This window comes from Bacillus sp. PS237 (assembly GCF_037963345.1).
GTDB lineage: Bacteria > Bacillota > Bacilli > Bacillales > Bacillaceae > Bacillus > Bacillus subtilis.
This window is the reverse complement of record NZ_CP150156.1, coordinates 445,765-460,188: the sequence shown is the minus strand read 5'-3', so window position 1 is coordinate 460,188 and position 14,424 is coordinate 445,765. Positions and strand designations below refer to the sequence as shown.

The 14,424-nt window shown below is 47.0% G+C and carries 17 protein-coding genes; 5 read left to right on the top strand and 12 right to left on the bottom strand.

The annotated features are described in order from the left end of the window. Nucleotides 1–2 precede the first annotated feature (2 nt). From pxpB to NST22_RS02315, 5 genes are all read right to left on the bottom strand, one after another. The gene (pxpB, locus tag NST22_RS02335; RefSeq protein WP_003234420.1) at nt 3–725 is read right to left on the bottom strand and encodes a 5-oxoprolinase subunit B; all 723 of its coding nucleotides are present in this window, start codon (nt 723–725) and stop codon (nt 3–5) included. Nucleotides 726–769: 44 nt separating this feature from the next. Continuing rightward, complete coding sequence (locus NST22_RS02330) at nt 770–1,543, bottom strand: putative hydro-lyase (RefSeq protein WP_010886407.1); 774 nt, start codon at nt 1,541–1,543, stop codon at nt 770–772. A gap of 23 nt (nt 1,544–1,566) precedes the next feature. Beyond that, nucleotides 1,567–2,781 carry an NRAMP family divalent metal transporter gene (locus tag NST22_RS02325; protein ID WP_003234422.1) on the bottom strand — a complete coding sequence of 405 codons (1,215 nt, stop codon included), beginning with the start codon at nt 2,779–2,781 and terminating at the stop codon, nt 1,567–1,569. A gap of 14 nt (nt 2,782–2,795) precedes the next feature. Next, complete coding sequence (gene pxpA / locus NST22_RS02320; RefSeq protein WP_003234423.1) at nt 2,796–3,569, bottom strand: 5-oxoprolinase subunit PpxA; 774 nt, start codon at nt 3,567–3,569, stop codon at nt 2,796–2,798. Between the two features lie 205 nt (nt 3,570–3,774). Next, nucleotides 3,775–4,524, bottom strand: a complete 750-nt coding sequence (locus tag NST22_RS02315; protein ID WP_003234424.1) for a phosphoglycolate phosphatase — start codon at nt 4,522–4,524, stop codon at nt 3,775–3,777. Nucleotides 4,525–4,656: 132 nt separating this feature from the next. On the opposite strand from NST22_RS02315, the gene NST22_RS02310 reads away from it, so the two are divergent. Beyond that, on the top strand, nt 4,657–4,821 hold the full coding sequence (locus NST22_RS02310; protein WP_003234425.1) for a hypothetical protein: 165 nt from the start codon (nt 4,657–4,659) through the stop codon (nt 4,819–4,821). Nucleotides 4,822–4,853: 32 nt separating this feature from the next. Here NST22_RS02310 and NST22_RS02305 read toward each other — a convergent pair whose 3' ends face one another. Next, entirely contained in the window at nt 4,854–5,246 is a 393-nt protein-coding gene (locus NST22_RS02305; protein WP_003246580.1) for a 3-hydroxyacyl-ACP dehydratase FabZ family protein, read from the bottom strand. 85 nt (nt 5,247–5,331) lie between these two features. On the opposite strand from NST22_RS02305, the gene NST22_RS02300 reads away from it, so the two are divergent. After that, nucleotides 5,332–5,940: a dienelactone hydrolase family protein gene (locus NST22_RS02300; RefSeq protein ID WP_003246621.1), complete on the top strand. Its 609-nt coding sequence runs from the start codon at nt 5,332–5,334 to the stop codon at nt 5,938–5,940. A 59-nt stretch (nt 5,941–5,999) separates the two neighbouring features. Here the strand turns inward: NST22_RS02300 and lepB are convergent, their stop codons facing one another. The 6 genes from lepB to NST22_RS02270 form a co-directional block, all read right to left on the bottom strand. Beyond that, a complete protein-coding gene (lepB, locus tag NST22_RS02295) occupies nt 6,000–6,563 on the bottom strand; it encodes a signal peptidase I (RefSeq protein ID WP_003234434.1) in 564 nt (187 codons plus the stop codon). 134 nt (nt 6,564–6,697) lie between these two features. Next, nucleotides 6,698–7,762 (bottom strand): tartrate dehydrogenase, encoded by a 1,065-nt coding sequence (locus tag NST22_RS02290; protein ID WP_003234436.1) that lies wholly within the window; start codon nt 7,760–7,762, stop codon nt 6,698–6,700. A gap of 90 nt (nt 7,763–7,852) precedes the next feature. Further along, nucleotides 7,853–8,974: a mannitol-1-phosphate 5-dehydrogenase gene (locus NST22_RS02285; protein WP_003246548.1), complete on the bottom strand. Its 1,122-nt coding sequence runs from the start codon at nt 8,972–8,974 to the stop codon at nt 7,853–7,855. A gap of 1 nt (nt 8,975) precedes the next feature. Beyond that, nucleotides 8,976–9,407: a PTS sugar transporter subunit IIA gene (locus NST22_RS02280; protein WP_003246714.1), complete on the bottom strand. Its 432-nt coding sequence runs from the start codon at nt 9,405–9,407 to the stop codon at nt 8,976–8,978. Between the two features lie 24 nt (nt 9,408–9,431). Then, the gene (locus NST22_RS02275; protein ID WP_010886406.1) at nt 9,432–10,868 is read right to left on the bottom strand and encodes a PTS mannitol transporter subunit IICB; all 1,437 of its coding nucleotides are present in this window, start codon (nt 10,866–10,868) and stop codon (nt 9,432–9,434) included. Between the two features lie 172 nt (nt 10,869–11,040). Beyond that, a complete protein-coding gene (locus NST22_RS02270) occupies nt 11,041–11,394 on the bottom strand; it encodes a hypothetical protein (RefSeq protein WP_003246726.1) in 354 nt (117 codons plus the stop codon). A 164-nt stretch (nt 11,395–11,558) separates the two neighbouring features. On the opposite strand from NST22_RS02270, the gene ycnK reads away from it, so the two are divergent. From ycnK to NST22_RS02255, 3 genes are read left to right on the top strand one after another with little or no spacing between them, the layout of a single operon-like run. Then, entirely contained in the window at nt 11,559–12,131 is a 573-nt protein-coding gene (ycnK, locus tag NST22_RS02265) for a copper uptake transcriptional regulator YcnK (RefSeq protein WP_003246724.1), read from the top strand. 34 nt (nt 12,132–12,165) lie between these two features. Further along, nucleotides 12,166–13,791, top strand: coding sequence for a copper transporter YcnJ (gene ycnJ, locus NST22_RS02260; RefSeq protein ID WP_003246637.1), 1,626 nt, complete (start codon nt 12,166–12,168; stop codon nt 13,789–13,791). Between the two features lie 12 nt (nt 13,792–13,803). Continuing rightward, complete coding sequence (locus NST22_RS02255) at nt 13,804–14,418, top strand: DUF1775 domain-containing protein (RefSeq protein ID WP_003246657.1); 615 nt, start codon at nt 13,804–13,806, stop codon at nt 14,416–14,418. Nucleotides 14,419–14,424 lie beyond the last annotated feature (6 nt).

The window sequence follows — 14,424 nt, the reverse complement described above, 5'->3', positions numbered from 1 at the left end:
GCTCAATTGGACTCCTCCTTATAGGCGTGATAGTCTTTTTCTGAGATGCGAACGAATTTCACAATATCTCCCGCCCGCAGCAATGTCGGCGGGTTTTCCTGCGGCCGGAAAAGAGCCAGCGGCGTTTTGCCGATCAGCTGCCAGCCGCCCGGCGTTGAAATCGGATAAACGCCTGTCTGCAATCCCGCAATACCGACCGAACCTGCGGGAATCGACGGTCTTGGCGATGATTTTCTCGGAGCTGCAATGCGTTTTGACATCCCGCCTAGAAAAGGAAAACCGGGCGCGAAGCCAAGCATATACACCACATATTCACCGTTTGTATGAATGTCGATTACTTCCTCCGGTGACAGTTGATTGATCTTCGCCACCTCTTCTAAATCCGGACCGAATTCACCGCCATAGCAAACGGGAATTTCTACAATACGGCGGTTGACCTCATAGTCTTCGGCTATTTCTGCCAGCCGCTCTTCGACATCGCGCTTGACACTCTCAAAAGGTGAGCTTATGCCTTGAGGCAAATGCTTGTACACTTCATACATATCATAAAATACGGTTAGACTTGTAAAAGCCGGGATACATTCAATGAATCCCGGAAATGGCTGTTCTTCTATATAAGCGGCCGCTGCATGGACAATGCCGTTGACCTGTTCATTGATTTCTTCTCCGAATCGGATCATCATTGCAGAATCACCGAGCTGTTCGATTTGATATCGTACAGTCATCTTTCTCACCTCTTTTAATTCTCGTTCATCAGGATGACGAGAGGCTACAGCACCGCAAGCGACTCGTCTCGAATATCTGTGATGAGCATATGCCCCGGCGCATGTGTGATGACCATTTCAGGCTTTACATTCATAGCCACGGCTTGCGGGGTCACTCCGCATGCCCAAAAAACAGGAACCTCGCCGTCACGAATGGAAACGGCATCTCCGAAATCCGGTTTCCCGAGATCGCGAATCCCGATTGCTCCCGGATTGCCAATATGGATCGGCCCTCCGTGCACAGCCGGAAAACGCGAGGTCACTTGTGCAGCACGTACAGCCAGCCGTTCAGGAACCGGCCTCATGCTGACAACCATCTGTCCGTGAAACGCCCCCGCCGGAACACAATCGATATTCGTTTTATACATTGAGACGTTTGTCCCCTCATCAATATGCCGGACAGCTATCCCATTATTGATCAGTGCCTGTTCAAAGGAGAAACTGCATCCGATCAGAAAGCCGACAAAATCGTCCTCCCAGTATGGCGTAATATCAGATACTTCTTCCGTTAGGATACCGTGCCTGTAAATACGGTATTTCGGAAAGTCCGTTCTGATATCAGCATCCGGCGCAGCCAGAGACGGCACAGGCGAACCTGCTTCAGTCACATCCAGCACGGGGCAGGGCTTTTGATTTCGCTGGCAAAACAGCAGAAAATCAAACGCAAGGTCCTTTTTCAAAACCACAAGATTCGCTTGGGCGTAGCCGCCGGACATGCCTGCGGTCGGCCCGTTTATTTTCCCCTCTCGTATCAGGGCGCGTACATCCTTTGGCGCCATTTTGTTTAATTGCTCCACTTATATCAGCTCCACAATTGAGGAAGTTGTGTACATAACGTGTAGATTCCCATAACTGCCATTACAATCACTACAAGCGCGCCTGTGCTTGTCAGCCAAAGCGGATGCTTATAATCACCGACAATGTTTTTCTTGTAGGCGGCAACAAGCAGCGTTCCGAGCGCAATCGGCAGAATTAAGCCGTTCAGTGAACCGACAAGGACGAGGATCTTCGCAGGCTGGCCGATTGTGACAAAAGCTAACGTAGAAACCACAATAAATCCGATAATAATACCGCGTGAATTCTTTTCAATTTTTGGAGAAAAGGTTTTAAAAAATGAAACAGATGTATAGGCTGCTCCAATAACAGACGTAATCGCCGCAGACCACATGATCAATCCGAAAATTTTATAACCGACATTTCCAGCAGCCAGCTTGAAGACAGAAGCCGCCGGGTTGCTTTCATCGATGTGCAGGCCTTTCGATACAACGCCTAGAACCGCAAGAAAAAGAGCGATACGCATGACAGATGTAATTAAAATGCCGACAACCGAGCTCTTTGTCACCTGCGGAATGGATTCCTTTCCTTTAATTCCGGCATCAAGCAAACGGTGTCCTCCGGCAAATGTGATATAACCGCCGACGGTTCCGCCCACTAGGGTGACAATGGCAAATATGCTGATGTGTTCCGGGACGAATGTATTTGCGACTGCCTGTCCGACCGGAGGAGCTGTCGTCGCCGCAACGTAGACCGTTAAAATAATCATCACGAACCCCGCGATTTGCGTAAAACGGTCCATCGCTTTTCCTGCTTCCTTGATGACAAAAATCAAAATGGCGATAACGGCACTGATTAAAGCGCCTGTTTCAGGTGTAATGCCGAACAGCACCTGAAGTCCCAGCCCGGCCCCTCCGATATTCCCAATATTAAAAGCTAGTCCGCCAAGCACGACGAGAATGGCGATGAAATACCCCAGTCCGGGAAGCACCATATTCGCAATTTCCTGACCTCGTTTTCCAGAAACTGCGATGATGCGCCACACATTGGTTTGGGCGAAAATATCTAAAATAATAGAGATTAAGATGACAAAACCGAAGCTTGCTGCGAGTGTGTTTGTGAATGTTGCGGTTTGGGTGAGGAAACCCGGTCCGATTGCTGATGTCGCCATTAAAAAGGCGGCGCCCATCAGCAATGACCAGCTGCCCGCTTTTTTTCCTGCTGTCTTTTTCTGCTGCTCCATCTATTGTTCCTCCTTTATGTTGACCTCTGTTCTGAAATAGCTGTCACTTCAATTCCAGCCGCTTTGAGCTGTTTTCTGATTTTTTGCGCAAATGTCAGCGCATGGGCTCCATCTCCATGAATGCAGACTGTATCTGCTTTTAATGACACATCATGTCCTTGCTGAGATTTGACCGCCCCTTCTTTCACCATTTTGATGACCTGGGTGACGGCGGCATCATCACTTTCAATGAGTGCGTCCGGCTGGGAGCGCGGTGTCAGCGTGCCGTCCGATTGGTATGTTCTGTCGGCGAACACTTCATTTGCGGTCTGAAGTCCGATCCGTTCTCCCGCTTTTACAAGCTCGCTCTCAGCAAGACCGAAAAGAATCAGGCCGGGATCAACCTTATAGACAGCTTTCGCGATAGCATCCGACAGTTTTTGATCGACTGCCGCCATATTGTATAAAGCGCCATGCGGCTTGACGTGCTGCATGTGAAGTCCCTCTGCTTTTAGAAAGCCAGAGAGCGCGCCAATTTGATAAACGACAAGATCATACGCTTCCTCAGGAGAAATCGCCATATTGCGGCGCCCAAAACCGAGTAAATCCGGCAAGCCCGGATGCGCACCCATTTTCACGCCTCTTTCTGCTGCAAGCGCGACGGTTTTTCGCATAACACTAGGATCTCCTGCATGAAATCCGCATGCGATATTCGCTGATGTCACATACTCTAAAATATCTTGGTCAAGGCCTATCTTGTAGGCTCCGAAGCTTTCTCCTAAATCACAGTTTAAATCAATCTGAAACACAGAATCCCTCCTGCCAAAGCAAACGATATGCTTTATGTCATTTATTGTCCCGAAATTCGGAACGACTATTCCGAATTTTTGAACTTTATTTCATTATAAGTGAATCATATCAGTTTGTGAAATACTTTTGTCAGAAAACCTACCATGGTCCCAGAATAAAACCTGCCAAACTAAAAAAGAGAGTCCATCTTAGGACTCTCTTTTTTTATAGTACCCAATGGCGAATCGCTTTAGCGACACCATCCTCAATATTTGTATCCGTGATATAATCAGCCGTTTCTTTTACGATGTCTTGCGCATTGCCCATTGCGACGCCAAGACCCGCTTCTTTGATCATCGCAATGTCATTAAGGCTGTCGCCCATCGCCATCACATTCTCCATTGTAAAGCCGAGTTTTTCCGTAACCTTGGCAAGGGCTGCAGCTTTGTTGATGCCAAGCGCGTTGACTTCAATGTTTGTCGGACTTGAATTTGTGATTTCGAGCTCTTTGTTTTTTCTCAGCTCCTCAAGCACTTCGTTTCGGATATCGTCATCCTCGATGTCAAAGCCGAATTTGAGCCATTCATGATCCGTAATGTTTTCCGGAAACTCGCCTCTCCATACTTTATTCACCGTAGAAGCCCAGAAATTAGTGTTGTGCTTATTCCGCAAATCCCACATCATTTGAATATGGTCCGTATGAAGCAGCTTCCGTTCCACCAAATTAAAATTCGAATCCCAAATTTCACTGCCGTTTGCCGTGATTAGAAAGGATGACAGCTTTAGCGATTCCGCCAGCTCCCTGCACGTCATCAGCGTCCGGCCCGTGCTGATCACCACATACACACCTTTATCCTCCGCTTCACGAATGGCTTTGCGGTTTTCATCCGAGATCAGCTGCTCGTCGTTCAGCAGTGTACCATCCATATCAATTGCGATCAGCTTGATATCTACATCTTCTCTTTGAACAGACATATATGTACCTCTCTTTATCTTTTTGTTGTGCTTCTCTCTATTCTAATACATTATACCCAGCGGGACAAAAAAGCGATTTCCTATGTTTGAGGAGAATGAATAAGAGGAAAACAAACGGTGAGGTGATCAAACATGACAGAAAAAAAACAGCAAAACAAACCAAATGAAAACCCCGAGCACAACGACTTAACCGATCCGATTCCTAATGAAGAGCTGAAGGAAAATATGAATGATGAAAAACACAAACGCCAGCAAAGAGATAACTCTCAAAGCGAACGGGATTACGACACAAAATAGAACCCCTCACAAAATGTTGTGAAGGGTTTTTTTCATTTTTCAATATAGATGCCGATTTCAGCTTCAGCAACAGGCTGCTCTCCAACTGATGCCTTGGCATGTCCGAACACAAACCCGCGCCGATTGCGCGTGACTTCAAACGTAAGATCAAGCCGGTCACCAGGCACAGCTTCTCCCAGCTTTTCCGCTTTCTTCACCGAAGACAATAATCCCAAGCTGTTCTCATCTGTAATTCCTGTAAAAGCCGCGGTTTGCGCAAGCGCTTCAATCACAAGTGAAAACGGCATTTCTGTTTGCGTATCAGTGATAAACCAGTCGTTCTCACTAATCAGCTTATAAGCTGCCGCATGTTTGCCGGGCTCGCTATCCGTCACGCCATCAATAAACAAAAATGGATAGCGGTGAGGCAAAGATAATGAGTTCATTTTATATCTCCTTTTTTTGACCATTATATCTCAGCCTAAAGTGAAACGATAGGATATAATGGAAAAAACACAAAAGGAGGCCGTTATGTTCCCAAAACCGCTTGTCATTCTCGCACACGAAATATATGGTGTAAACAGCCATATGAAAAAGATGGGCCGGCTGATCAAAATGGCTGGATATGATGTGTTGACGCCCAACCTGCTCGGCGAGGATGAAGTCTACACACTGAAAGAAGAAAAAACGGCATACGAACAATTTACAAAACACGAAAGGCTGAAAACGGGAGAAACCATCATCCAGAATGTGATCAGGCAAAACGCCGGACGGCACATCTTTGTGATTGGATTCAGCGTGGGGGCTACTATCGCATGGAAATGCAGCAGTATGCCTGAGGTGAGCGGATCGGTTTGTTATTACGGTTCCCGGATACGCGACTCTCTTCATCACATGCCAGCCTGCCCGGTCCTATTGTTTTTCCCTAATTATGAGCCGTCGTTTGACGTAGCGCTTCTTATCAAAAAACTGCGGGAAAAACAGCATACCCATCTTGAGATTTACCAATTCGATGCGCTTCACGGCTTCGCCAATCCTGATTCTGTTTATTTCAACAGGGCCCTTTTCTTCAAAACGCTTTCTATCATAAAAAACGGGGCGGAAAGCCGGCTCCGCACCGTTTCATCATCATTTTTTTAAACGTGCACGGCGCTTTATTATCGGTGCCGTCATGTTCCATGTTCTTTTTGCATTGCATTTTATTTTGCCTGTCTCATCTCACCGAATGGATAAAAGACGAGAGATTCAGTACCGATGATATCGTCCTCAGAAGGCATGCCCATTCCGTTTCTGCTATCCAGTGAATTGAGACGGTTATCTCCCATCACAAAATATTTACCGGAAGGAACCTCAACTTCGAAGTCACCTGTTAAGGTTACACCCGACTCTTTGACCTCCTGTTTATATTCCTTTAAGTATGGTTCTTCCACCTTTTTATCATTTATGTATAGCTGATCATTTTTCATTTTAATGCTGTCACCAGGCAAACCGATTAAACGTTTGACAAATGAGCGGCCGCTCTTTTTGTCATGAATGACTATGATGTCTCCTCTGTGAAACCCGCCAGTCCATTTGACTGCTTTATCAACCAGAATTCTTTCTGAGTCTTTAAGCGTTGGGGCCATTGATGATCCTTCAATAAGAAAAGGCTTGTAAAACACCAATCTGATCGTAAAAATGAGAGCTGCGATCATAATGATACTGAGTACAACGATCGTTTTGATTTTTCTTTTTTTCTTTAACGTGATTGTTTTTGCATTCAACTTCCTTCACCCGATGCTTTCCTAAGAATTCCAAATTATTATACAGCATTTGGATCTGCTTGGTTAGACTTTCGTGGAAATTTTCGTAAGGAAATGGACAGGCCGGGGCAGCCATCTGCCACCGGCCTGATTCATCAGAGCTTTCTTAAGCGCGAACAGATTTCATCAGTGACCTCAGCCGTTGTGCTTTGTCCCCCAATGTCGCGTGTTTTGATGCCGTCGGCAGTCACTTGCTCCATTACATCCAGAATTTTCGCCCCCAATTCTTCCTCTCCGAAGTGGTCGAGCATCAGCTTCGCTGTCCAAATCTGGCCGATCGGATTGGCAAGGCCCTGTCCGGCAATGTCAGGAGCTGAGCCGTGAACCGGTTCAAACATGGACGGATATTTGCCGGATGGATTGATGTTCGCAGAAGGCGCAATGCCGATGCTTCCCATCAGGCTTGAGCTGATGTCGGTTAAAATATCACCGAACAAGTTGCTCGCCACAATGACATCAAACGTTTCCGGACGCGTCACAAAAAAAGCGGCCAGCGCATCAATATGCTGAGATGATGTTTCGATTCCGCTATAATCAGCGGCTGTCTGCTGAAAGACTTCATCCCAAAACGGCATCGCGTGATAAATGCCGTTAGACTTTGTGGCGCTTGTCACATGGCTGCGCCGTTTTTTCGCCAATTCGAAGGCAAAGCGCATGACACGTTCTGTCGCTTTTCTCGTAAACACGGCATTCTGGATGGCGATTTCATCATCGCCTCTGTGAATGCGCCCGCCAACTTCACTGTATTCACCTTCACTGTTCTCGCGAATCACCACGAAGTCAAAATCATTTGGATGCAGAAGCGGCGACGTAATGCCTGCCATTTGTTTGGCGGGTCTCATATTAATGGAAAGCTCAAGCTCCCTCCGGATTTTCAGCAGCAGCCCCCATAACGATATATGATCGGGAACCAGCTTCGGATTTCCGACAGCTCCCAAAAAAACTGCTTCAAATTGAGTAAGCGTATGTATTCCATCTTCGGGCATCATTTTGCCGTGCTCCAAGTAATAATCACAGCTCCATGGAAAAGCTGTGAATGAGAATGACAAACCTCCGTGTACCTCAGCCGCTGTATGAAGCACTTTCTCAGCAGCCGCTACAACCTCTTTTCCTACTCCGTCTCCCGGTATTGCCGCAATCTCAAATTGTTTCATCGTCATTCTCCTTCCCCTGTTATCGTAAGCGCTTTCTATTATACTAGATTGCGAGATAGTAAAAAAAGCCCGTGACATTGTGTCACGGGTGGTCGGTTATTGATTAAGTTTCTTTAAAATGATGGCGTGCAACGGTTCATGGGACTGAATGCCGCACACCTCTTGAAGTACGCCGCTGTATCCTTTTTCTTCGATCAGCGCTTGCAGTTCAACCGCTTCAGGGTCACCGGTGAAATCGAAGCGCAGTGCTGCGGCAATTCCTTCAGCCAGTGCATTCGGTTCTTTTATTTTCTTTGCCGGGCCTACAAGTCTATCATTTTCTCCCAGTTTTCTGAGAGGTGACCTCGCTACGCGGGTCACATCGTCCGAAATGAAAGGATTTTCAAAGCGACCGATGATTTTTTTGATATATTGTTCGTGTTCAGTTTGCTTAAAGCCATACGATTTGACGAGATAGTCACCAGTTTCAAGCAGCGCCGAATGAACAACACGGCGGATTTCCGGATGATCAATTGCTTCTTTGACCGTTTTGAGTCCGCGCTGATAGCCGACATACGCTGTGACCGCGTGTCCGGTATTGACCGTAAACAGCTTCCGTTCGATGTACGGCGTTAAATCATCAACAAACAGTGCGCCGTTTATGACTGGTGTTTTCCCTTTAAAGCCTGATTCATCAATGACCCATTCGAAAAATGGTTCAACCGATACTTTCAGCGGGTCTTCATGATGCTGAATCGGGACGATCCGGTCAACGGCAGAATTCGGAAAACCTACCGTTTCACTGACGGATTTCTGCTCTGCTTCCGTTAAATGGCTGTATATTTCTTTCTTTAAGAAGCTGCTTCCGCCAATCATATTTTCGCAGGCAATGATATTCAGTGTGTTTGCAGTATTTCTTCGTCTTAAACCTTCTGCGATAGACGGGGCAATCAGCTTCAGCACATTCGGGCCGACAGCTGTTGTGATGAGCGCCGCCTCATTCATCAGCCGGTACAGCTCCTCGGTCTGACTGCCGCTGTTAATAGCGCTCACCGGGCCAATGATCTCCGATGAACGTCCCTCTTCCGCCAGTTCCACTGTGTATTCTTTTTTTTCATTGAGGAGGCTGACCATCGTTTCGTTCACATCCGCAAACACCACATCATAGCCGGAGTGGTGAAGCAGCGCGCCGATAAATCCTCTCCCGATATTTCCCGCACCGAAATGTAAGGCGATCATGTCAGTTCACCTCGTTGAAAATGGCGATCAAATCTTCTTCGCTTTTAGCGGAGATCAGGCGTTCAATGTTTTCTTCTTCTGAACAGATAATGGCGATGTTAGACAAAATGTCTAAATGCTCATTATTTTTACCCGCAATGCCGAATACCACTTTTGCCGTGTTGCCTTCTCCGTACTCAACGCCCTCTGGAATCTGTATGATTGAAATTCCTGAGTGAAGCACCTCGCTTTTCGCTTCTTCTGTGCCGTGTGGAATGGCAATGAAATTCCCCATAAACGTAGAAGACGTTTCTTCACGTTCAAACATTTTGCTAATGTAATCCTCTGTCACGTAGCCGTTGTCAATCAGCGTCTGGCCTGCCAATTTGATAGCCTCTTCTTTTGATGATACCGTTTGATTGAGTTTAATGTTTTCCTTTGCGAGTACTTGCATGACAATCACTCTCTTTCTATAAGATTACTTTTTCAGCTTTTCAATCAGCTCGTCGTATTTCGGGCTGTTTAAGAAGTTATCCACTGATATGTGCGTCGCGTTCGGCAGCTTTGCTTTCGCGCGGTCTGTTAAATCTTTGTGGGTGATGACAATATCCGCATCGCTTGGCAGATTGTTAATGGCCGTGTTGGTCACACTGATGTCAAGCTCCGCTTTTTTCACTTTGTTTCTTAAGATGGATGCCCCCATGGCACTTGATCCCATTCCCGCATCACACGCAAAGATAATTTTGTTCACGCTTTCAGGAGACAGCTCAGACGCTTCTTCTGCTTTGGCTTGTTCCGCCTCTAAAGCAGCTGCTGCTTGGCTTTTCTTCCCCTTCATGGACTGCATTTTTTCTGTTGCGGCAGCCAGGTCTTCTTCACTAGCTTTAGAGGATTTCAGGATCACTGCTGAAACGATGAACGATACAGCTGCAGCGACCAATACACCCGCCAATACGCCGAAATAGCCTCCTCTTGGCGTCATTGCCATCAATGCGATAATGCTTCCCGGTGACGCTGCCGCGACAAGTCCGGCATTAAAGATCGTAAATGTTAAGAGTCCGCTTGCTCCGCCGGCAATGGCTGCGAGAATCAGGGCCGGTTTCATCAGAATGTACGGGAAGTAAATCTCGTGAATCCCTCCGAAGAAATGGATGATCGCCGCACCGGGAGCCGTTGATTTTGAAGATCCTTTGCCAAAGAACATGTAGGCCAGCAAAATGCCGAGCCCCGGTCCAGGGTTTGCTTCTACTAAAAACAGAATTGATTTTCCTGTTTGAGATGCTTGCTCGATTCCGATCGGGCTTAAGATTCCATGGTTTATGGCGTTGTTAAGGAACAACACTTTCGCCGGTTCTACAAAAACACTGGCTACCGGCAGTAAATTAGCGTGTACAATGACTTCCACACCAGCCGCCAGCAATTTATTTAGCGTCAAGACAACCGGGCCGATGGCGTAAAACGCGAGAATCGTTAAAGCCGCGCCGACAATCCCTGCCGTAAAGTTGTTGATCAGCATTTCAAAGCCTTGCTTGACTTTATCCTTGAATAATTTATCAGTCTGTTTAATGAGGTATCCGCCAAGCGGACCCATAATCATTGCGCCTAAAAACATTGGAATATCCGATCCTACAATCACCCCAATTGCCGCTGTCGCTCCGACAACTCCGCCGCGGTGGTCGTAGATCATTTTTCCGCCTGTATACGCTATCAAAAGCGGCAATAAATACGTAATCATCGGGCTGACCAGCGTGTTCAGCTGTTCATTCGGAAACCATCCTGCCGGAATAAACAGCGCGGTAATGATACCCCACGCGATAAACGCGCCGATATTCGGCATGATCATTCCGCTCAAATAACTCCCAAAGCGTTGCACTTTCACTTTCATGCCGCCTTGCTGCTGTTCTTGCTGCTGCATATATAAACCCTCCCTGTTTTGTTTGTCGCTGTAAGATACAAAAATATGTTCAGAGAATGATGCTTCCCTTTGACTCTATGTTAAAACGCTTACAGTCCCTATACAATTGAAAGTAAAGAGGACTTTGGCACATGACTGTGACAATTTTTTAAAAATAAAAAGGCTCCTGGTTTCAGGAGCCTTTTCTCTTTCCTCTATAAATGATGTTGCCATTTTGAATCACGTACTTTGCAATCATCCGCTCACTCACAATAAAAACGGGATACGCGCACACAAGCGCAAATACAGCCATCGGCACGTGCTGTACAGCTGGCAGCACTGAGCCTGCCGCATTGCGGAGGAGCATCAAAAGATAAATAAGCAGCACGATGGCCGCTAATGATACCAGCATAATCGGAGCTGAAACTTTATATTCATAAAGCCGTTCCCGGCAGTGGCCGCAGCGAAATTGACAAGGCACATTTGATGATCTGACCATATCGCCTGTCAAAGGTTTGCCGCAGTTCGGGCATGGTGTTTCTTTCATAGGGTATTCCTCACTTTCTATTCCATCTGTCTATTATACCAGAGTCCCTTCTGTTTCGTTTTGTTGCTGTTCAACACATTTTCACATTTTTTATCATCCACTTACTTGTCTCCGTCTCTAAAATCCTCTACGCTTAAATAGATCTTAATGAAGAGGGTGTATGAATGCTTCCGATTAATAGACAGCAACACATACTGAAGTGGCTGAAAGAAGAAGGCTCGCTTAGAATTTCTGACATCAGCGCAAGGTTCGGCGTTTCGGAAATGACGGTATATAGAGATGTCAATCAGCTGGTTCAGTCAAATCAGGTCATTAAAACGGCCGGCGGCATCACGCTCCCCGTCCGAACACCTCAAACAGATCATATGTGCAGCTATTGCTTGAAGCCCGTCAATCAAGCTCATTCGGTTCAGCTGATTACGGTAAACCAAGACATTGAACAGCTATGCTGCGCACATTGCGCGTTTTTGCGTTACGCGGATAAAACGGAAGAGGTTTCACACTTGATTTGCAGAGATTTTCTGTTACAGACAACCGTCAGTGCCGGTTCGGCTTATTTCGTCGTAAATGCTGAATTAAACCTGCACTGCTGCCAGCCGCAGGCCATTCCGTTTGCGACACTTGACCATGCCGAACGATTTCAAAAAGGATTCGGCGGAGCCGTCTGCACTTTCGACCAAGCGCTGGAAGACATGCTTCAAGACCGAAAGAAACGCTGCACCTGCACCAAGAAATAACACAACACATACAGCGGAAGGTGGTGTCTGAGTGATGAAGCGAAACAGATGGTGGATCATCCTTCTGCTTTTTCTTGTTTTCCTGCCGAAAACAAGCTTTGCTCACGCCTATATTGTCAAATCTTCACCTGGGGAAAACAGCGAATTAAAAAGCGCCCCTGCGCAGGTGGAAATCGAATTTAATGAACCGGTTGAAGAAGGGTTTCATTACATTAAAGTCTATAATTCAAACGGCGACCGTGTGGATACGGACAAGACTGAAATCAAAAAAGATAATCATCACATCATGACAGTGAAGCTGAAGAAGAATCTGCCTAAAGATGTGTACAGAGCGGAATGGAATGCCGTATCCGCGGATGGACATCCTGTTTCCGGCGTCATTCCGTTCAGTATCGGGAAAGCGGATGGCGGATTCAGCAGCCAAAAAGCAGCCGATTCAGCGCTGAATCCGGGAACAGCAGCAGATCGCGCGATTCTGTATACAGCCTTATCTCTGTTTATCGGAACGGTTTTCTTCCATCTTTTCTGGTATAAAGGGAAATCAGAACAGCTCGTCAAACGGACGAGACGTATCCTGACCGGCTCGATCGCAGCATTGGGGCTGGCGCTTTTGCTTCAGCTTCCGATTCAGACAAAAGCGAACGCAGGCGGCGGCTGGGGCAGCGCATTCCAGCCGGGCTACATCAGAGAAACACTGTTTGAGACAGCAGGCGGCTCCATTTGGATCATACAGGCTGCGCTGTTCGTGCTGCTCGCACTGTCTGTCATCCCTGCGATACGGAAAAACCGCTTTTCATCCTTTGGCTATTGGACAGCGCCGCTCATTTTCTTTTTCGGTCTCCTGCTTGCCAAGGCGTTTACCGGGCATGCTGCTGTCGTTGAAGAAAAAACGGTCGGCATTTTGATGGATTTCCTTCATTTAACTTCCGCTTCCATCTGGGTCGGCGGAATAGCGGCACTCGTTTTGCTGCTCTCAAAAGAATGGAGGCAGCCTGACAAAACGCTCGCGTGGGAGACGGTCAGACGGTTCTCCCCATGGGCGCTCACTGCAGTCGGCGTCATTTTGTTTTCAGGCTTGCTCAATGGATTTTTCATCATTCGTTCAATGGATTCACTGTTCCATACAGCGTACGGACAAGCTCTTTTAGTGAAAAGCGGGCTGTTTGTTTTCATGCTGGTCTTAGGCGCAATTCATTTTCTGCTTACCAGAAAGCAGCGCCGCACAGGAATCAGCCGAACGTTGAAAGCGGAGTGGGCAATCGGCATCGCTGTATTGATCACAGCGGCCGTGTTTACAAGCCTGCCAAGCCCGCCTGAGCCAGCGCCGGAACCGTTCTACCAAACCAAAGCGATAGAGAACGGACAAAGCGTTTCTCTCAGCATCAGCCCAAACCAGCCTGGAAAAAATGTTTTTGAGCTGCGGGTCACCGACCATAACGGTGATCCCGTGAAAAACATCCAGCAAATCACGTTAACCGTTTATAAAACAGGCCTGTCAGGCAGCGAAAACAAAAGCACCTTTACATTAAAAGAAAAAACAAAAGGCGTCTTCCAAGATCAAAACCTGTCGATTAATGAAAAAGGAAACTGGAAGATCAAAGTCCACGGCCTGACCGGCGACTTTAACGAAATCAATATCATGTTTACAAAGACCAATTAAGGAGTGTTTACGTTGTTGAAAAAAATCGCATTGACACTATGTCCGGCTATTGTCGGCTCCCTCTTATTCTTTACGGCCCCTGCCAGCGCGCATGTTTCTGTAAAACCGGCTGAGTCTGCTGCAGGCTCTTGGGAAACGTATACAATGAAGGTTCCTTCTGAGAAAAATCTGCCGACAACGAAGGTTGTCCTCAAAATGCCGAAGGATGTTGAATTCCAGCAATATGAGCCAATTCCGGGCTGGAAGGTTTCCACTCAAAAACATGATGACAAATCAGTATCCGTGACATGGGAGGCGACTGACGGAGGCATTCAGGAAGGCCAGTTCCAGCAGTTTACCTTTGTTGCCAAAAACCCTGACAAAGCGGAGGAAGCTGCTTGGGACGCATACCAATATTACAAAGACGGCAGCATTGTTGAGTGGACAGGTGACGAGGATGCCGATACACCTCATTCCATTACAAACATCACGTCTGCAAAGCAAGTGACAGATGAGCACGGCGCCACGAAAACAGAAGACGATTCCGAAAACTCAGGTTCTTCAGCTCTAGACATTACAGCGATGGTGCTGTCTGCGGCTGCCATTATTTTATCTGTAGCAGCACTTGTAAAGAAAAAGCGTGCCTAATAAAGA